A 17261-nucleotide genomic window follows, 5' to 3' on the forward strand; every position below is an offset into this window, starting at 1 on the left:
CTCGAAATAGCGTCCCTCCTGGCACGATCGCGACACGTCGAACTCGCCCGGTCGTCGATCAGTGTCCGTCACCTCCTGCGAATCGATCGCCCCGAAGCGAGTGCAGCCGAATGAGTATCCGCAACCTCTCCCCGGTCGACTACGTCACCGGACAGGTACAGCAGTACGGACTGGCGTTCGTCATGGTCGCCAGCTACTTCGGGTCGGGCTCGGTGTTCATCGCCAGTCAGGCCGGCGTGATGCACGGCTACACGTTGCTATGGGCCGTCGTCGGCGCCGCCCTGCTGGGCTTTATGGCCCAGGACATGAGCGCCCGCCTCGGCATCCACGGCCAGCCGCTGATGATATTCGTTCGGGAGAAACTCGGTCGTCCGCTGGCGACGGCGATCGCGCTGTTCCTCTCGGTCGGCTGCATAGCGTGGACGCTCGGGCTGGTCGCGGCCGTCGGCGCCGGGGTCTCGTTCCTCACCGGCGGCGCGGTCCCGTGGCAACCGATCGCCGTCGCGACGACGTTCGTGGCGATCGGCGTCGGCCTGCTGGCCTACGACACCGTCGAGAACGCCATGATCGCGATGATGCTCTCGCTGATGGTCATCTACGTGATCGTCGCGCTTCCCAGCGGTGCGGACCCCGGCGCGGTCGCGCTCGGGTTCGTTCCGACGGCGGACACCTTCGGCGCGCTGGCGATGGCCGCCGGCCTGCTCGGCACGACCGCGCTGTGGCCCAACTTCTTCCTCGAGTCGATCCTCGTCCACCAGAAGGGGTGGACCGACGAGAGCGACCTGCCCGAGGCGCGGCGGGACCTGACGGTCGGCTACGCCGTCGGCGGGCTGACGACCGTCGCCATCCTGATCGCCGCGGCCGCGTTGCTCCGTCCGATGGGCTTTACGGAACTCGAGACGTTCATGACGCCCGGCGAGGCCTTAGTCGAGGTGCTGGGCGTGTGGGCGATGGTGCTTTTCATCGGCGGCGTGATCGCCGCGGCGTTCAACAGCATCATCCCGATCATGTGGGAGCCGGCCTACATGATCCCGCAGGCCGCAGGCTACGACGTCGGGCAGGGCGACCGGCTGTTCAAGCTCGTCTTCGCCGGACTGACCGGTGTCGGCATCTTCTCGCCGGTGATCAGCTGGGCGCTCGACCTCTCGGTCGTCGACATGGTGATCCTGTTCCCGATGTACAACGGCATCTTCGGGTTGCCGCTCGCGGCCACACTACTGTTCTGGGCGGTCAACGACCGAGAGACCATGGGCGAGTACCGGAACTCGCGCACGCTCAACGTCGTCAACGCCGCGCTGGTGCTGCTGGCGATCGTGCTGGCCGTGCTGTCCGTCCGGGACTTCCTGGATCTGCTCACCGGCGGCGGGTTCTGAGGGACCGTCCCCGCTCGCAGTTCGGCGTCCGGTCACGGCTCGCTCGAGGCGCGAATCCGCGGGGGTTTTGGTTCGGGCACGAATACCGCTCGCTAATGAACGACGACTTGCGCGAACGCGTCGAGCGCGAGGCCGAAAAGCACGCGCTGTTGAACGCCGTCAAACACGAGAGCGACGCCGAGGTCGGCGCCATCATGGGGCCGCTGATGGGCGAGAACCCCGAGTTCCGCGAGCACGGCGACGAGATCCCGGGCGTCATCGGCGGCGTCGTCGGTCGGGTCAACGACCTCTCCTACGAGGAAAAGCGCGAGCGCCTCGAGGACTTAGCGCCCGAGGAACTCGCGGAGCTCGAGGCCGAGGAGGAGGAAGACGAACACGCGCTTCCCGACCTGCCCAACGCCGACGAGTACGACGAGGTCCGGATGCGCGTCGCGCCGAACCCGAACGGCCCGTGGCACGTCGGCCACGCCCGGATGCCGGCGGTCATCGGCACCTACCGCGACCGGTACGACGGCTGGTTCTGCGTCCGCTTCGACGACACCGATCCCGAGACGAAGCGACCGGACCTCGAGGCCTACGACGACATTCTGGAGGACATCGAGTACCTGGGCTTCGAGCCGGACGACGTCTACCGGGCGAGCGACCGCCTCGAGACCTACTACGACCACGCCCGCGAACTGATCGAGCTGGACGGGGCCTACACCTGCTCCTGCTCGGGCGAGGCGTTCTCCGAACTGAAGAACTCGGGCGAGGCCTGCCCGCACCGCGACAAGGACGCCGAGACCGTTCGCGAGGAGTTCGAGGCGATGGTCGACGGCGAGTACGACAGCGGCGAGATGGTGCTGCGCGTCAAGACCGACATCGAGCACAAGAATCCCGCTCTGCGCGACTGGGTCGCCTTCCGGATGATCGACACCCCCCACCCGCGCGAGGAAGCCAGCGAGTACCGCTGCTGGCCGATGCTGGACTTCCAGTCGGGGATCGACGACCACCTGATCGGCATCACCCACATCATCCGCGGGATCGACCTGCAGGACTCCGCGAAGCGCCAGCAGTTCGTCTACGACTACTTCGGCTGGGACTACCCGGAGGTCGTCCACTGGGGCCACGTCCAGCTCGACGCCTACGACGTGACGATGAGCACCTCGACCATCTCCGAACTGATCGCGGAAGGGGAACTCGACGGCTGGGACGACCCCCGAGCGCCGACGCTCAAGAGCCTGCGCCGGCGGGGCATCCGCGGCGAGGCCATCGTCGACGCGATGGTCGAACTCGGCACCTCGACCAGCGGCGTCGACCTCGCGATGAGCTCGATCTACGCCAACAACCGCGACCTGATCGACGACGAGACCGACCGCCGGTTCCTCGTCCGCGAGGGCAACCAGGTGCCGCTGGCCGGCGACCCGCCCGCCGAAGCCAACCCGCCGCTGCACCCCGACCACGAGGACCGCGGCGTCCGCGAGATCCCCGTCGGCGACTCCGTCCTCCTCGAGCCCGAGGACCTGCCCGACGAGGGCGACGAGAGCCGCGTCTGGTTGAAGGGCCTGGGCTGTTTCCGGTTCGACGAGGGCGTCCTCGAGTACACCGACGACGACATCGACGTGGTCCGCGAGGAGGGCGTCGACGTGATCCACTGGGTGCCGGCCGAGGAGAGCGTCCCGGTCCGCATGCGGACGATGGACGGCGACGTCCGCGGCCGCGCCGAGCCCGCCGTCGGCGACCTCGCGGCCGACGAGATGGTCCAGTTCGAGCGCGTCGGCTTCGCGCGGATCGACCGCCACGAGGACGACGAGACCGTCGTCTACTACGCACACCCGTAAGACCGGACGGCTGGTATTCGCGTCGTTCGTCGGTCGTCGATCGGCTACGGCCGTCCGAAACGCCCTCGAAAACGCGAAATTAGAACGGAACCGACGACTGGTTCGACCGCAGCTATCAGAAACGACTCGCTGCGACCGGTTCGACCGGATCGCCGACGGTTCTACAGACCGGACTCGTTACCGTCCGTTTCGTTCGACTCGTTGCCGGCCGTCACGTTTGACTCGTTACCGGCCGTCATGTTCGACTCGTTGCCGGCGGTTTCGTTGCCGCCACCGCCGCCACCGCCGCTCACGACTTCGATATCGCCGTTCATCGTGGAGGAGTGGGGCTGGCACACGTACTGGGTCATCTCGTCGGTGACCTCGTCGACCTCGAGGGTCGCGGTCTCGCCCTCCTCGCTCACCATGTCGGTCTCGTAATCGTCGACGATCTCGTCGCTGTCGTTCCAGATGACGAGGTTGTGCTGGGCGCCGTCGGCGTTCTCGAACGTGATCTCGTAGGATTCGCCCTGCATGAGGGTCAGCGTCGGGTTCTCCTCGTCCGCGATCGGCTCGGGTTCGACCCCGGTCCAGGCCTGGGTCGACCCCTCGAGCATGATCTCGGTCCCGGGCTCGATGGCGCCGGCACCGCCGCCCGTGGCGGACTCGTTCCCTTCGCTCTCGTTACCCTCGGTCTCCGTCTCGTTGCCGTCCATCTCCGTCTCGTTACCACCGGTCTCCGTCTCCGTCTCGTTACCGCCTGTCTCGCCGCCGCCTTCGGTGTCGTTCGTTTCGTTGCCGCCGTTACCGGGACCACCACCACAGCCTGCGAGCGCCGTCGCTGCACCGGCAGCGCCCGTGATCTTGAGTACTGTTCGACGGGTGATCGGGTCAGTGTTCGTCACGTTCGATCGAACGCGACAGAGCAATATTAAACCACATTTAACGAATATATGACTTTCTGAGAGGTAAATATCACAGAATATTGGATTAGTGGTGAAATATTGGGAAATCAAATAACGTCCGTCGAACCGACTGTTTCTCGCGGACGATTCACCGGAGCGGCGAACGGTCCGTTACGACGACTCGAGGCCGCGCCGAACGCCGCGAGGGCCCGGAATCAGACCACGAAAACGGCGATCAGGAACCCGAACAGGACCGACGCCGTGAACAGCGCCTGCGCGGCCGTCGAGGCGAGCACGCCGACCGTCGCGTAGAGCGCCGACCGCGCGCTGTGATCGAGGGTGCGCTCGCGGGCGAACTCGAGGGCGAAGACCGTCCCGAAAAGCCCAGCGAGCAGTCCGAGCGGGCCGGTGACGACCATGAGGACGATGCCGACGACCGCGGCGGCGGCCGTGGTCGCCCACGAGGCGCCGCCGGCCCGTGCGGCGATCGACCCGCCGAAGAGGTCGACGACCAGGGCGGCTGCGCCGAGAATCGTCAGCGCCGCGACCGTGATCGTTCCCGGCTCGGTGAAGCCGGAGTGCCACCAGTAGAGGACCACGCCCGCTATCGAGAGCGCGCCGCTCGGAATCAGTGGGAGGACAGCGCCGAGGACGCCGCCGACGAGCAGCGCGACCGCGACGACGGTGATCGCATCGACCATACCAACCCTACGGCGGGCCGCGGCAAAGTCGTGCCGTCTTCAATACCGTTACGTACCGGGCTCCGAACCCCTACGTATGACACGCGGAGCGATCATCGTCGGCGCGTCCTCCGGCATCGGCGCGGCGCTGGCGCGGGAGCTCGCCGACGACGGCTACCAGGTCGGGCTGGCGGCCCGGCGAACCGAGCGCATGCGCCGGATCGGCGCCGAGCTGCCGACGAAATCCTACGTCGCGACGATGGACGTGACCGACACCGAGGACGCCCGCGAGGGCTTTTTCGAACTGGCCGAGGCGATGCCGTCCGTCGACCTCGTCGTCATCAGCGCCGGCGTCGCCGAGATGAACCCCGACCTCGAGTGGGCTGCCGAGCGGCGGACGATCGACGTCAACGTCCGCGGGTTCACCGCGATCGCGACGGCGGCGCTGGAGTACTTCGAGAACTACCCCGACCACGCCAGCGCGGCCGACGGCCACCTCGTGGGCATCTCGTCGGTCGCGGCCCACCTCGGCACCGGCGGGACGCAGGCCTACAACGCCTCGAAGGCGTACGTCTCGCGGTACCTCGAGGGGCTGCGCCACCGCCAGCGGGACCGCGACGCGGACGTGACGATCACGACGATCGAACCGGGTTTCGTCGACACGGAGCTGTCGATGGGCGGCTTCTGGGAGTGTTCGCCGGAGACGGCGGCCGCGCAGATCGCCAGCGCGATCCGCAAGGAGAAGGCCCGCGCCTACGTCAGCCGTCGGTGGCGGCTGGTGGTCTGGGCGCTGACCCTGCTGCCGGAGTCGATCCGTCGCCGGCTGATTTCGTAACCGGGCGACGGCGCGTTCGAACGCGCGCTCGACGTCGGCCGCCGAACGTCAACGGCGCGTCCCGAGAGCGCAGGCCTATTTGAGGTGGTTGCGGAGGTCCAGGTCGATTCCCGTCAGAACCGACCGAATCCGGACCCGATACTTCCGGGCAAGGAGTTCGACGAACAGTACCGTGACGGCGACGACCGTCGCCACGGCGTTCGTCAGTACCCAGTCGAATTTCAGCCCGTACAGGCCGTTATCGAGCGGTATAAACAACCGTACGCCGCCGGTCAGGAAATCGAGACAGAGGTGCGAGAAGACGCCGATGACCGCGGCTCGCCAGGGACCGACGAGGCCGAGGACGGCGACCAGGAGAACGCCGAAGACCAGGGAGTGTGTCACTCCCCGGTGGAACCAGATGACCCCGTCGACGTATCCGCGCTCGATGAGCGAGGAGAAAAGGACCTTATCGGCATCCGGTATCGAAGCCGCGAGGACGGTAACGAAGTACGGCTCAACTCGCCGTTTCCGGAGCAGGAGAAAGACCAACGCCATGCTGAGCAGGATATGAGGCCCGTCTGCCACCATGTCCCACAGTATCGTTTTTAATCCGTATAGTAGCCCGTATTTGAATGATGTCCGACGGATGAACGGAGGACGGTCGAGCGATATCGCCGCCGGAAGAGCGTTCGTAACCCGTCGCCGCGCGGCCCCTCGCCGGTCGAGGGGCGGCCCTTGCACCCGTCAGATTCGACGTCGACGGAGCTTCTCCGCCGCGATATCGCGCCCTCGAGAGGCGCCGGTCCAAATCCTTTCGGAGAACGGTTCAAGCGCTCCGCCGGGAAAAGGCGCGGTATGCTCACGAACGGAGCCCCATCCGACGGTGGCGCACTGCAACGATTCCTCGTGACCTGCGAGGGCTGTTCGTTCGAACGAACGGCCGACGGGCGCGACAGCGCCGCGGCGATCGGGAACGATCACCGGCAGGCGACGCGACACGACGTCGTCGCGCTCGAGGTACCGCCCTCGTTCGGCGACGACTGACGGAGACGGGAACCGCGTTCAGTCGTCGCTAAAACGCTCGCGGACCTCGAGCGCCGCGTCCACACCTGCGTCCGCGCCGTAGTAATCCACCAGCGGACAGCAGGCGTCGCCGAGCGCGCGCATGCACTGTCCCGGCGAGTGGTACTCGAGGCGCTCCGCGACGGTCGACCAGTCGCGACCCTGGAGCACCCGCAACACGAACAGCCGTTCTTCGCGCGCCGTTAGATCAACGGCGTCGGGATCCTCCACGAAGTATCGGACGACCAGCCGGCGGAACGGACCGGGATCGACGTCGAACAGCCCCGGGCCGTAGGCCGCGCCGGCGACGACGCGCCACTCGTGATCGTCGAGATCGACCGGCGGTGCGGCGTCGGCGTCGACGCTCCGCAGTACTGCGCGGGCCACGTCCGGCTCGAGGTCGGCGAGCGCGTCCGAGCAGAGGGCGGCGAAGCGGCCGGCAAACCACGCGGCGTGGCGGTCGTGGAGCTCCCGGCCGGCCTCGCTCGTCGGCTCGAGCATGAGCGCGGAGTACTCGCCGCTGGCATCGTTGCGCGTCGTCGAGAGGTGGACCGTCCGGTAGCCGTTCTCGCGCCAGAACTCGAGGAGGCCGGGCGTCGCGCCGAAGCCGGTGCCGAGCCAGTCGACGGCGTCCCCGAATTCGTCGCGTACGCGATCGAGCAGGCGCGACCCGAGCCCGCGCGAGCGCGCCTCGTGGTGGGTCGCGATGCGAACGACCCGGAGTCCCGCCGGGTCGCCCGCGGCCTCGTCCCGAAGCTGGCTCGTGAGCACGTCGGGGAGCATGTTCCCGCGCACGCGACCGCCCTCGTACATCATCGCCCGCGTCGCGGGCTCGAGGTTCCCCTCGCGGGCCAGCAGGGCGACGCTGACGACGTGGCCGTCCTGAACCAGCGCGCGGGCCTCGAGGTTCGGCGCGTCGAGCAGGCGCGCGAGGTCGTTCGGTTCGGTCCGGTAGTGGGCGAGCACGAGCAGGCCGAAGGCCTCGCGCAGCAGGGTCTCGTCGGCGAGCAGGTCGTCGGGCCCGAGTCGCCGATACTCGACGGTGTCCGGCGTCGCGTCAGCGACGAGCGGCGCGACCGGCGGCCGTGCGTCGAGCAACAGCGCGCGGAAGGCCCACACCTCGACGGGGTCGCCCGCCGCGTACCGGATCGGCTCGACGAGCGTGCGATCGATCACCTCGTGGTCGCTCTCCGCGAGTCGGTCCCGGAAGCGGACGGAGAAGCCCCGTCCGGCCCCCTCGTAGCCGTGGATCGTCGTCGCGAACGCCACCCGGTCGGCCGCGAGGAACGCCTCGAGCCGCGAGACCGGCAGCGCGGCGGCTTCGTCGACGACGACGACGTCGGCGGTCTCGAGTTCGTCGACGGCCTCGGCGGGCTCGTGGAACCGGACGCGACCGCCGGAAGCCGTCTCGAGGCGGTCGGACTCGCTCATCGTCAGTTCGACGTCCTCGAATCGCTCGCACAGTTCGATCGCGCGCTCGAACACCTCCGCGGCGTTGCGTGCGTTGGGTGCGGTCACGAGCACGTCCAGTCCGTCGGCGGCGAACGCGCCCGCGGCCAGGCCCGCGGCGCTCGATTTCCCCCGGCCGCGGTCGGCCTCGAGGACGACGGCGCGCCGATCGGTCTCTCCGTTTTCGTCCGGGAGCAGCGACTCGAACGCTTCGACGGCGGCGAGTTGATCGCCAGTTAGGCAGGCCTCGTAAGCGGCGGCCGGGAACCAATGGGCGGCCGGCGGCTCGAGGGCAGGTTCGGCGATCCGGGGCGCCGGATCGGTCAGCTCGTCCGACTCGAGTCGCCCGTTCTCGAGGTCGACGATAGAAATGCCGCGGTGAGCCCGCAGCGTCTCGACGAGTCGCCGGCGGAAGCGGCCGGTGACATCCTCGAGCGCGAACGGCGGGACGGCCAGCGATTCGTCGAACGCGCCCCGCCGGTCGGGCCAGTCCTCGAGCGACGGGGTCAGGAGGACGAGTAGGCCGCCGCCGTCGACCGCGCCGACGACCGTCCCGAGCGAGTTCGGCCGCAGCCCCTCGTGGGCGTCGAGGATCACGACGTCGCGGGTGGTGCCGAGCAGTTCGCCCGCGTTCGACTGGGGCAGGTGTTCGCAGCGCAGCCGATCCTCGGGCCCGACGAGCGTGGTGTCGGTGATCGCGACCGGCAGGGCGTCGAGGACGGCCTCGAGCGCCTCGTATCCTCGTTCTCGGTCGCCCGCGAGTACCAGCGCCCGGCGTTCGTTCGCGCGCGTCGCCTCGGCGCGGAGTGACTCGGCGTGCCCGACGACGTCGACGGTCATGTCCGGGTCTTGGGGGCTCGCGAGTAATAGCCATCGGACTCGAGCGTGTGCGCCCGAGCGCGCCCTTCCGCGTCCCGGTTTGCGCTGCGGAGTATCCGACCCTGAAACTCCGACTCCCGGTTTATATCCGCGTCCTGCCTACGAGCGGGTATATGACAGAGATCACGATCACGACCACGGACGGCCTCGAGGGCCGGGAGGTAGTCGAGTACTGCGGCGTCGTCTCCGGGGAGGCGGTCATCGGCGCGAACGTCGTCAGCGACATCGCCGCGGGCATCCGCGACGTCGTCGGCGGCCGCAGCGGCTCCTACGAGAAGAAAATCGAGACGGGACGCGAGGAGGCGATCGCCGACCTGCGCGCGGACGCCGAGGAACTCGGCGCAGACGCCGTCGTCGGTGCGACGTTCGACTACGAGGAGATGGCCGAGGGAATGCTGTGGGTCAACCTCTCGGGGACGGCGGTCAAGACGCGCCGCTTGTAACTATCGGCTATTCGCACCGACCCGTCTCACAGGCTAGCCGTGCGGACGCATCCCACGGCTCCGACCGTTTGAACACGCTTTTAAGGGGGGCAGCGTTACTGACGTAGTACACCCTACGCGGGGTTGATGATGCTCCTAGCCCCACAGGACTTCCGCCGATTTTCTATCGGCCCGGGCACCCAGTTCCCGGACGGCAGGGGAGCGCGAGCCCACGCGTAGGAGAGGTGAACAACCTATGTCAGTCTACGTCAACACCGACATCCCAGCCGACCTCGCAGACGACGCCCTCGAGGCGCTCGAGGTCGCACGAGACACCGGACGCGTAAAGAAAGGAACCAACGAAACGACGAAGGCCATCGAGCGCGGCAACGCCGAGCTCGTCTACGTCGCCGAGGACGTCTCCCCCGAGGAGATCGTGATGCACCTGCCGGACCTCGCCGAGGAGAAGGGCATCCCGGTCGTCTTCATCGAGACCCAGGACGACGTCGGCCACGCCGCCGGCCTCGAGGTCGGCTCGGCCGCCGCGGCGATCGTCGACGCCGGCGAGGCCTCCGGCGACGTCGAGGACATCGCCGACAAGGTCGAGGACCTCGAGTAGGTGATCAGAAATGAGTGCTGAAGAGGAAGAAAGCGGATCAACGCCCGCCGAGGTCATCGAGATCGTCGGCAAGACCGGCATGCACGGCGAAGCCATGCAGGTCAAGTGCCGGATCCAGGAGGGCGAGAATCAGGGACGTATCATCACCCGCAACTGCCTCGGGCCGGTCCGCGAAGGGGACGTGCTCCAGCTTCGCGAGACCGCCCGCGAGGCCGACTCCATCGGAGGTCAGTAACCAATGGTCGAGAAACGCACCTGCGACTACACGGGCGAGGAGATCGAGCCCGGCACGGGCATCATGTACGTCAAGAACGACGGTACCGTGCTGCACTTCGTCGACTCCAAGGCGGAGAAGAACTACAAGCTCGGTCGCGAGCCCCGCGACCTCGAGTGGACCGAGGAAGGTCGCGCCGGCAAGGGCCCTGCTGGCGAGGAAGCCGGCCAGGCCGAAGACGTGACCACTGCCGAAGACGAGGCCGTCGACGAGGACGAGGAAGACGTGCCCGCCGGGGACGAAACCGTCGACGAGACCGAGGACGCTGAAGCCGAGGAGAGTGAGGCGTAATGAGTGACCACGAGCGCACCTTCGTGATGGTCAAGCCCGACGCCTTCGCGCGCGGTCTCGTGGGCGAGGTCATCTCCCGACTCGAGGACCGCGGGCTCAAGCTCGTCGGCATCAAGGTCGAGAACATGCCCCGCGAGCGGGCCGAGGAACACTACAGCGAGCACGAGGACAAGCCGTTCTACGACGACCTCGTTGAGTTCATCACCTCCGGCCCCGTCGTCCCGATGGTCTGGGAGGGCCAGGACGCGACCCGACAGGTCCGCCAGATGATCGGCGAGACCGACCCGCTCGAGGCCGAGCCCGGCACCATCCGGGGCGACTACGCGCTCGACCTCGGTCGGAACGTCGTTCACGCGGCCGACCACGAGGACGAGGGCGCCAACGAGCGCGAGATCGCGATCCACTTCGACGAGGACGAACTGATCGACTACGAACAGCACGACGCCGAGTGGCTCTACGAGTAACGCTCGCCGCGTCGCGCCGTCGGCCCACCGGCGGTGACCGTGCTGTACTGCGTTCTTCCGTTTTTCACGTTCCACACAGTCGCGACGCTGTGCTTGCGATTACTCGATAATCGGGCATTCTATCTTCCGATTTCGTCACGCAGTAAAGACAGGTATCGTTCTAGGAAGACGTAACATCTAATGTGTCGGCTAGAGTAGTGGCGGGTGGTGGTTTCGAATGGTAACTCACGGTAGGTGGTCTGTGGATGCGTGAACGGGAGCGGGCGTCGACGCGGGGGACGGCCGACGCGACCCCGTCGCTGGATCTCGTTTTCGATCTGCTCTCGAACCGGCGGCGGCGATACGCGCTGTACTACCTCTACGAGCAGCCCGACGGCGTCGCGACGGTCGACGAACTCACGGACCACGTCGCCGAACTCGAGGCTCGGACGCTCGAGACCGAGGACGAATCCGCACCGGAGTCCGCCACCGAGGTCGGATCCGAATCTGAGTCCCCCGCCGACTCGACGTCCGCGTCCGGATCGCCGGCCGCTCGCCGCCGGCAGGTTCGGACAGAACTCCAGCACGTCCACCTCCCGAAGCTCGAGGACGCGGGGATCCTCGAGCACGATCAGCGCAGCGAGACGGTCCGATACTGGACCCAGCCGTCGCTCGAGGAGTGGCTCGAGCACGCCCACCACAAGGAACTGTAGGCCGTCGACGCGGTCCCGGTCGCGCCCGTCGGACGACCACCGGAAACGGCCACAACGAACATTGACGTCCGCGAATTCCCGCTGAAAGGTTTAACACGGTGCTCGTGGTGGAATCCGGTGCCGGTCCGCGGAATCGTCGCGGGACGGCGGACATGAGGTGTGGTACCGTTTCACTCCTCAACGCTTAACAGGCAAGCTGTCGACACGAATCCTGTAGGTGATACACATGGCCGACCACGAGCTTCCACCACTTCCGTACGATTACGACGCGCTGGAACCGTCGATTTCAGAGCAGGTACTGACCTGGCACCACGACACCCACCATCAGGGCTACGTCAACGGGCTGAACTCGGCCGAGGAGACCCTCGCCGAGAACCGCGAGGAGGGCGACTACGGGTCGACGCCCGGGGCCCTCAAGAACGTCACCCACAACGGCAGCGGTCACTACCTCCACACGCTGTTCTGGGAGAACATGTCCCCCGACGGCGGCGGCGAACCCGAGGGCGACGTCGCCGACCGCATCGAGGAGGACTTCGGCTCCTACGAGGGCTGGAAGGGCGAGTTCGAGAAGGCCGCCAGCGCCGCCGGCGGCTGGGCCCTGCTGGTGTACGATCCCGTCTCGAAGCAACTGCGCAACCTCGCGGTCGACAAGCACGACCAGGGTGCGCTCTGGGGTAGCCACCCGATCCTCGCGCTGGACGTCTGGGAGCACTCCTACTACTACGACTACGGTCCGGACCGCGGGGAGTTCATCGACGCCTTCTTCGACGTCATCAACTGGGAGTCGGTCGAGGAAGAGTACCAGAAGTGCCTCGACCACTTCGAGTAAGCGGGACGCGACGACTCGGTCGATCCAGACATTTCTTTCGAGCGTCGATCCGTAGCAGCTGGCCGGCCATCCCGCCGATCGGCGACCGCAACGGCGATGAGCCGTCTCACTGTTCGATCGCGCTCAAGTCAACGAACCGCCATCACGAGCCGCCGCGTCGATCGTTCAGTTCGATGCGGGACCGGTCCGTTCCGGCGGGTTCGGCCGCCCCTGTTCGCCGTCGACGCCGGTCACTTCGAACCGGGCGCCGCCGGCCTCGCTCTCGGTCGCCTCGACCGCCCAGCCGTGTACTTCGGCGATCCGCTCGACGATGCTCAGCCCGAGGCCGGTGCCGTCCCCGTCGCCGGTATAGCCGCTCTCGAAGATCCGTTCGCGCTGATCGGGCGGAATACCGCGCCCGTCGTCTTCGACGTAGAACCCCTCGATCGCCCCCTCGTCGTCGATCGGCCCGACCGCGATCGAAATCGCGGTCGGGCCGCCGTCGCTCGCGTCCGGATCGGCCGCTTCATCTGACCCGTCGCCGGTCCGTGACACCGGCACCGAGGACGGTCGTCCGTGCTCGATCGCGTTACGAAACAGGTTCTCGAGCAGACGGGTCGTCCGATCCGCGTCGGCGCGGATCGTCGCCGTCGCCTCGGTCTCGACCGTCAGCGTCGCCGCGTCCCCGTCGGCGTCGACGTGGTCCCACGCCCGCTCGGCGAGGGTCTCGAGCGCGACCGGTTCCGGATCGGTGACGTCCTCGCCGTCGCGGGTGAGCGCGAGCACGTCGTCGATGATCGTCTCCATGCGCTCGAGCGATCGCGCGGCGTCCTCGAGGTGCGACACGTCGCCGGTTTCCCGCGCGAGGGAGACGTAGCCGTCGGCGACGCTCAACGGGTTCCGCAGGTCGTGCGAGACCATGCTCGCGAACCGGTCGAGGCGCTCGTTCTGGCGCTCGAGTTCCCGTTCTCGGCGCTTTCGGTCCGTGACGTCGCGGACGAGGAGCACCCAGCCGACGTGGCGGTTTCGCCGGTCGTCGATCGGCGAGGCGTGGACGTCGTAGTGAGCGTCGCCGATCGAGAGCGAACGCGACGACTCGTCGGCCGTCGCGGTCAGGTCGCGATAGCGCTCGAGCAGGTCAGGCCGGCCGTCGCACAGCGAGTCGACGCGGCGGCCGACGAGCGACGCATCGTCGCCGTCATCGATATCGACCATCGCTCGAGCGGCCGGATTCGCGTCGACGACGCGATCGTCCCGATCGAAGACGAACACACCCTCGCTGATGGTATCGATCACCCGGTCGCGGGCGATCGGCGCGATGTCGATCAACCGGTAGCGGCCGATCGAGATCGCGAACAGCGCGCCCGCGACCACGAAGCCGATCGGCGTCGTGTCGACGTCGCCGAGTCCGAAGAGATCGAGCGTGTGGACGGCGTTCGCGAGGAGCGGCGCCGTCGTCGCGCCGAGGAGGGTCGCGGCCTGCCCCCGGTAGAGCGATCGGGCGGCGTATAGCGACTCGGCGACCATGGCGGTGCCGACGAGCAGGAGGAGGTACGAGTAGATCAGGTGCACGTCGAACGCGATACCCATTTCGGCGGATATGCCGCCCGGGACGGTCGGATCGGGCCCAACGGATTCGAAAAACACGTTTCCGGGGTTCACGAACGCGAGGACGACGACGACGGCGGGTTCGATCGAGAGCAACGCGATCGCGGTCGGCGTGACGAGGTGTTCGTGACCGGTGTACTCGAGGATAAACAGAAAGAGGCTCAGGACGCTCACGACGACGCCGACGTAGAGGAAGCGGAAGAAAAACGCCGAGAGCGCGAGGCTATCGACGACGATGAGTGCGAACAGCGACCCCGTCCAGAGCGCCGCACCCGCGAGTGTCACCGTCAACGCGACGGCACCGCACTGCTCTCGCTGTCGCCAGGCGATACCGGCGAGGGCGACCGAACCGACCGTGGCGACGGCGTAGATGGCGAGAGCGAGATCGTGGCCGATTGCCATCGCTCCGTATCTAGGATGAGGGTTATAAGTTACTGTGGCCAACATCACACGAATTGACACATTAACTCGATCCGAATCGAGGCGTCGGGACGGAAACGCGATGGCGCGACGACGCGAAGGACCGACGGATCGATAGATCGGTGCGGTCTTGTGGCGTCCCGCCGATACGTTCGACTATGCCCGTTCCGAAAGCCGAGTTCGACAACCTGCCACCCTGTGACTTCTACACGCCCGAGGAACTCCTCGAGCCCGATCAGATGTACACCGTCTACGAGATCGCCCGACTGCTACAGGGCCTCGAGCCCGACGCGGAGATCGAGGAGGAGACTGAAGCCATCCTGCTGGACTGGGCGATTCCGTGGATCATGACCAACGCGGACGATCTCGTGGTCGCGGAGCCGCGCAGCGACGACGAGCCAGGCTACTACGGGCTCAAGGAGGACGACGCCGACGACGGCGACGACGCTGACGCCGACGCATGATCTTCCTCGTCGTCGGCGCCGACCGCGTCGACGCCGGCAAGACCACGTTCTCGGTCGGCCTGCTCGAGCGGACCGGCGCGGTCGGCTACAAGCCCCGCGCGGGCAACGACTACTGGTTCGACCACGACGACTGCCGGCGGGCGCTGGCGGACGGCCGCCTCTACGGCAAGGACGCGAAGCGACTCGCCGGCGCCGAGAACGGCGCTCGAGCGCCCGAACGGCTCAACCCGGTCCACCGCCTGTGGCGACCGTCGCCCGACGGCGGCACGGGCCTGCTCGGTCGCGCGGACCGCGAGTTCGTCGTCGATCGCGTCGGTCGCCCGGGCGACGGGGACCCGACGTTCGTCCGCAACGCCACTGCGGACGTCCCCGACGCGGTCGCCGAAGCCCTGCCGCTCGAGGATGCCGTCGCCGTCGAGACCGTCGCGGAGTTCAACGAGGTCGCCGAGCGACGGTACGTCCCCGCCTTCGAGTCGCTCGCGACCGAGATCGAATCGGCCGAGATCGCCGTCGTCGAGTCCTACGGCGACATCGCTCAGCCGCTGCAGTCGCTCGACCCGGCGTCGATCGCCGCCGTCGCGGCCGTCGAACCAGGTCGCGCCCGAATCTACCCCGGCGATCGCTACTGTCGCGCCTGCGAAATCGCCAGCTCGAGCCCACAGGACGGCCAGCTCGAGAAGCGCGTCCCCGACGTGCTCGAGTACCTCGACCCACTCGAGCGGGTTCGGTTGCCGCCGCTGAGCGACGCGGCGCGGGACGATCCCGCGCGGATCGCCGACGCCTACGGGGAAGCGTACGACGCGCTGTTAGCCGCTGCGAAGGACGTCTGACCGGTTTCAGCGGTCTAGACCCGTTTCTGTATCCGCGTCTCTGTTTTCCGGCCGTATAGCCTGCCGTCCGCTTCGCCGTGACGGCGAGGGTACTCTCCGTTCCCCCTCGAGAAGACAGTGTGACGGGTCGACACGCCCGTCTCGCGACCGCAGCGGTTAAGACCACTCAGTAGAACAACCGCATAATGAGACGACGAACCTTTCTCGGCGCCGCCGGTAGCGGCGCCGTCGTCGGCGTCGCCGGCTGCCTGACCAAGGAAGGCGGCAACGGGAACGGCGCCGGCGGTAACGGCGACAGCGGAAGCGAGAGCGACACCGGAGCCGGCAACGGCAGCGACGGCGAATCAGGGACCGAAAGCGACGCCGGGGAATCGAGCCTCGAGGGGACGCTGCAGGTCGTCACCTACGAGTCGATGCTCGACGGGCAGAATCCCGCCGGCCCGTGGCTCAAGGACGCCTTCGAGGAGGCGTACCCCGACGTCACCCTCGAGTGGACGCGCCTGCCCGAGCAGGGGATCAACTACTACGTCGAGCGGGCCTCCCAGGACGTCGACATCGAGCCCGACGTCTACCTCGGGTTGAACGTCGACGACCTCGTCCTCGTCGACGACAACCTGGGGGAGGGCGGCCTGTTCCGCGAACTCGAGCGCGACCGCCTCGAGCACGCCGACCGGGTCCGCGACGGACTCGACATGGGCGATCCCCACGACCGCGTGCTTCCCTACGACACCGGCTACATCAGCCTCGTCTACGACGAGAGCGAGGTCGAGGCACCCGAGACCTTCGAGGACCTGACTGAACCGGCCTACGAGGACGCACTGCTGGCCCAGAACGCCCAGACCTCCGACCCCGGCCAGGCGTTCCTCCTGTGGACGATCGACGCCTTCGGCGAGGACGGTTACCTCGACTACTGGCGCGAGTTGGACGCCAACGGCGTCCGCATTCTGGAGGACTGGACCGAGTCCTACTCCGGCGCCTACATGGAGGGGGAGCGGCCGATGGTCGTCTCCTACTCGACGGACCAGGTCTACGCCAACGAGTACGACTACGACTTCTCGCGCCACCAGATCGCCTTCCTGAACGATCAGGGGTACGCGAACCCGGAGGGGATGGCAGTCTTCGAGGGCAGCGAGAACGCCGACCTCGCCGCGGCGTTCTTCGATTTCGTCCTCTCGAGCGAGCCCCAGGCCGAGATCGCCCAGCGCAACGTCCAGTTCCCTGCCGTCGCGGACGACCACGTCGACCTGGACGAGGAGTTCGATCAGTACGCCCACGTGCCGCCGGAGCCGGTGACGATCGGCTACGACCGACTCCGCGGGAACCTAAACGAGTGGGTCGACCAGTGGGCCCGCGAGTTCGCCAGCCGATAGCGTAACGCCCGTCACACTACCCCGCGCTGCGACCG

Annotated in this window: 19 protein-coding genes; 14 read left to right on the top strand and 5 right to left on the bottom strand. The window is 67.4% G+C overall.

Features of this window, described 5'->3' with window-relative positions; all coding sequences use genetic code 11:
* Nucleotides 1-110: 110 nt before the first annotated feature.
* Together ACYQ26_RS16405 and ACYQ26_RS16410 are read left to right on the top strand one after the other, a co-directional pair.
* Nucleotides 111-1373: an Nramp family divalent metal transporter gene (locus ACYQ26_RS16405; RefSeq protein ID WP_459809958.1), complete on the top strand. Its 1263-nt coding sequence runs from the start codon at nt 111-113 to the stop codon at nt 1371-1373.
* A gap of 95 nt (nt 1374-1468) precedes the next feature.
* Nucleotides 1469-3193 carry a glutamate--tRNA ligase gene (locus tag ACYQ26_RS16410; RefSeq protein ID WP_459809959.1) on the top strand — a complete coding sequence of 575 codons (1725 nt, stop codon included), beginning with the start codon at nt 1469-1471 and terminating at the stop codon, nt 3191-3193.
* A 161-nt stretch (nt 3194-3354) separates the two neighbouring features.
* Here the strand turns inward: ACYQ26_RS16410 and ACYQ26_RS16415 are convergent, their stop codons facing one another.
* Entirely contained in the window at nt 3355-4077 is a 723-nt protein-coding gene (locus ACYQ26_RS16415) for a plastocyanin/azurin family copper-binding protein (protein WP_459809960.1), read from the bottom strand.
* 215 nt (nt 4078-4292) lie between these two features.
* A complete protein-coding gene (locus tag ACYQ26_RS16420) occupies nt 4293-4778 on the bottom strand; it encodes a DUF456 domain-containing protein (RefSeq protein ID WP_459809961.1) in 486 nt (161 codons plus the stop codon).
* 76 nt (nt 4779-4854) lie between these two features.
* Between ACYQ26_RS16420 and ACYQ26_RS16425 the strand changes: the two genes are divergently transcribed.
* Nucleotides 4855-5592: an SDR family NAD(P)-dependent oxidoreductase gene (locus ACYQ26_RS16425; RefSeq protein WP_459809962.1), complete on the top strand. Its 738-nt coding sequence runs from the start codon at nt 4855-4857 to the stop codon at nt 5590-5592.
* A gap of 75 nt (nt 5593-5667) precedes the next feature.
* On the opposite strand, the gene ACYQ26_RS16430 is transcribed toward ACYQ26_RS16425, so the two are convergent.
* Entirely contained in the window at nt 5668-6315 is a 648-nt protein-coding gene (locus tag ACYQ26_RS16430; protein WP_459809963.1) for a metal-dependent hydrolase, read from the bottom strand.
* Between the two features lie 114 nt (nt 6316-6429).
* Here ACYQ26_RS16430 and ACYQ26_RS16435 point away from each other — a divergent pair, with 114 nt between their 5' ends.
* The gene (locus tag ACYQ26_RS16435; protein WP_459809964.1) at nt 6430-6618 is read left to right on the top strand and encodes a hypothetical protein; all 189 of its coding nucleotides are present in this window, start codon (nt 6430-6432) and stop codon (nt 6616-6618) included.
* A gap of 18 nt (nt 6619-6636) precedes the next feature.
* Here the strand turns inward: ACYQ26_RS16435 and tmcA are convergent, their stop codons facing one another.
* Nucleotides 6637-8925 carry a tRNA(Met) cytidine acetyltransferase TmcA gene (tmcA, locus tag ACYQ26_RS16440; protein ID WP_459809965.1) on the bottom strand — a complete coding sequence of 763 codons (2289 nt, stop codon included), beginning with the start codon at nt 8923-8925 and terminating at the stop codon, nt 6637-6639.
* Nucleotides 8926-9077: 152 nt separating this feature from the next.
* Between tmcA and ACYQ26_RS16445 the strand changes: the two genes are divergently transcribed.
* The 7 genes from ACYQ26_RS16445 to sod all read left to right on the top strand — a co-directional run bounded on the left by ACYQ26_RS16445 (nt 9078) and on the right by sod (nt 12555).
* Nucleotides 9078-9407 carry a YbjQ family protein gene (locus tag ACYQ26_RS16445; RefSeq protein WP_459809966.1) on the top strand — a complete coding sequence of 110 codons (330 nt, stop codon included), beginning with the start codon at nt 9078-9080 and terminating at the stop codon, nt 9405-9407.
* Nucleotides 9408-9642: 235 nt separating this feature from the next.
* Nucleotides 9643-10005 (top strand): 50S ribosomal protein L7Ae, encoded by a 363-nt coding sequence (rpl7ae, locus tag ACYQ26_RS16450; protein ID WP_459809967.1) that lies wholly within the window; start codon nt 9643-9645, stop codon nt 10003-10005.
* Between the two features lie 10 nt (nt 10006-10015).
* On the top strand, nt 10016-10240 hold the full coding sequence (locus ACYQ26_RS16455; protein WP_004214009.1) for a 30S ribosomal protein S28e: 225 nt from the start codon (nt 10016-10018) through the stop codon (nt 10238-10240).
* A 3-nt stretch (nt 10241-10243) separates the two neighbouring features.
* Nucleotides 10244-10570, top strand: a complete 327-nt coding sequence (locus ACYQ26_RS16460; RefSeq protein ID WP_459809968.1) for a 50S ribosomal protein L24e — start codon at nt 10244-10246, stop codon at nt 10568-10570.
* A complete protein-coding gene (gene ndk, locus ACYQ26_RS16465; protein ID WP_459809969.1) occupies nt 10570-11034 on the top strand; it encodes a nucleoside-diphosphate kinase in 465 nt (154 codons plus the stop codon). Before ACYQ26_RS16460 ends, ndk begins: the two co-directional genes overlap by 1 nt.
* Before the next feature lie 245 nt (nt 11035-11279).
* The gene (locus tag ACYQ26_RS16470; RefSeq protein WP_459809970.1) at nt 11280-11726 is read left to right on the top strand and encodes a DUF7344 domain-containing protein; all 447 of its coding nucleotides are present in this window, start codon (nt 11280-11282) and stop codon (nt 11724-11726) included.
* Between the two features lie 226 nt (nt 11727-11952).
* Nucleotides 11953-12555, top strand: coding sequence for a superoxide dismutase [Mn] (gene sod, locus ACYQ26_RS16475; protein ID WP_459809971.1), 603 nt, complete (start codon nt 11953-11955; stop codon nt 12553-12555).
* Nucleotides 12556-12720: 165 nt separating this feature from the next.
* Here the strand turns inward: sod and ACYQ26_RS16480 are convergent, their stop codons facing one another.
* Complete coding sequence (locus ACYQ26_RS16480; protein WP_459809972.1) at nt 12721-14544, bottom strand: sensor histidine kinase; 1824 nt, start codon at nt 14542-14544, stop codon at nt 12721-12723.
* Between the two features lie 176 nt (nt 14545-14720).
* Between ACYQ26_RS16480 and ACYQ26_RS16485 the strand changes: the two genes are divergently transcribed.
* From ACYQ26_RS16485 to ACYQ26_RS16495, 3 genes are all read left to right on the top strand, one after another.
* Nucleotides 14721-15026, top strand: a complete 306-nt coding sequence (locus tag ACYQ26_RS16485) for a DUF5827 family protein (RefSeq protein ID WP_459809973.1) — start codon at nt 14721-14723, stop codon at nt 15024-15026.
* On the top strand, nt 15023-15856 hold the full coding sequence (locus tag ACYQ26_RS16490) for an ATPase (RefSeq protein ID WP_459809974.1): 834 nt from the start codon (nt 15023-15025) through the stop codon (nt 15854-15856). Before ACYQ26_RS16485 ends, ACYQ26_RS16490 begins: the two co-directional genes overlap by 4 nt.
* 185 nt (nt 15857-16041) lie before the next feature.
* Nucleotides 16042-17226, top strand: a complete 1185-nt coding sequence (locus tag ACYQ26_RS16495) for a thiamine ABC transporter substrate-binding protein (protein ID WP_459809975.1) — start codon at nt 16042-16044, stop codon at nt 17224-17226.
* Nucleotides 17227-17261 lie beyond the last annotated feature (35 nt).

The organism is Halopiger thermotolerans, assembly GCF_054654555.1.

Coding starts and splice junctions, on each gene's coding strand:
- ACYQ26_RS16405 (WP_459809958.1), top strand. CDS start 111: ATGAGTATCCGCAACCTCTCCCCGGTCGACTACGTCACCGGACAGGTA.
- ACYQ26_RS16410 (WP_459809959.1), top strand. CDS start 1,469: ATGAACGACGACTTGCGCGAACGCGTCGAGCGCGAGGCCGAAAAGCAC.
- ACYQ26_RS16420 (WP_459809961.1), bottom strand. CDS start 4,778: ATGGTCGATGCGATCACCGTCGTCGCGGTCGCGCTGCTCGTCGGCGGC.
- ACYQ26_RS16425 (WP_459809962.1), top strand. CDS start 4,855: ATGACACGCGGAGCGATCATCGTCGGCGCGTCCTCCGGCATCGGCGCG.
- ACYQ26_RS16435 (WP_459809964.1), top strand. CDS start 6,430: ATGCTCACGAACGGAGCCCCATCCGACGGTGGCGCACTGCAACGATTC.
- tmcA (WP_459809965.1), bottom strand. CDS start 8,925: ATGACCGTCGACGTCGTCGGGCACGCCGAGTCACTCCGCGCCGAGGCG.
- ACYQ26_RS16445 (WP_459809966.1), top strand. CDS start 9,078: ATGACAGAGATCACGATCACGACCACGGACGGCCTCGAGGGCCGGGAG.
- rpl7ae (WP_459809967.1), top strand. CDS start 9,643: ATGTCAGTCTACGTCAACACCGACATCCCAGCCGACCTCGCAGACGAC.
- ACYQ26_RS16455 (WP_004214009.1), top strand. CDS start 10,016: ATGAGTGCTGAAGAGGAAGAAAGCGGATCAACGCCCGCCGAGGTCATC.
- ACYQ26_RS16460 (WP_459809968.1), top strand. CDS start 10,244: ATGGTCGAGAAACGCACCTGCGACTACACGGGCGAGGAGATCGAGCCC.
- ndk (WP_459809969.1), top strand. CDS start 10,570: ATGAGTGACCACGAGCGCACCTTCGTGATGGTCAAGCCCGACGCCTTC.
- ACYQ26_RS16470 (WP_459809970.1), top strand. CDS start 11,280: ATGCGTGAACGGGAGCGGGCGTCGACGCGGGGGACGGCCGACGCGACC.
- sod (WP_459809971.1), top strand. CDS start 11,953: ATGGCCGACCACGAGCTTCCACCACTTCCGTACGATTACGACGCGCTG.
- ACYQ26_RS16480 (WP_459809972.1), bottom strand. CDS start 14,544: ATGGCAATCGGCCACGATCTCGCTCTCGCCATCTACGCCGTCGCCACG.
- ACYQ26_RS16485 (WP_459809973.1), top strand. CDS start 14,721: ATGCCCGTTCCGAAAGCCGAGTTCGACAACCTGCCACCCTGTGACTTC.
- ACYQ26_RS16490 (WP_459809974.1), top strand. CDS start 15,023: ATGATCTTCCTCGTCGTCGGCGCCGACCGCGTCGACGCCGGCAAGACC.
- ACYQ26_RS16495 (WP_459809975.1), top strand. CDS start 16,042: ATGAGACGACGAACCTTTCTCGGCGCCGCCGGTAGCGGCGCCGTCGTC.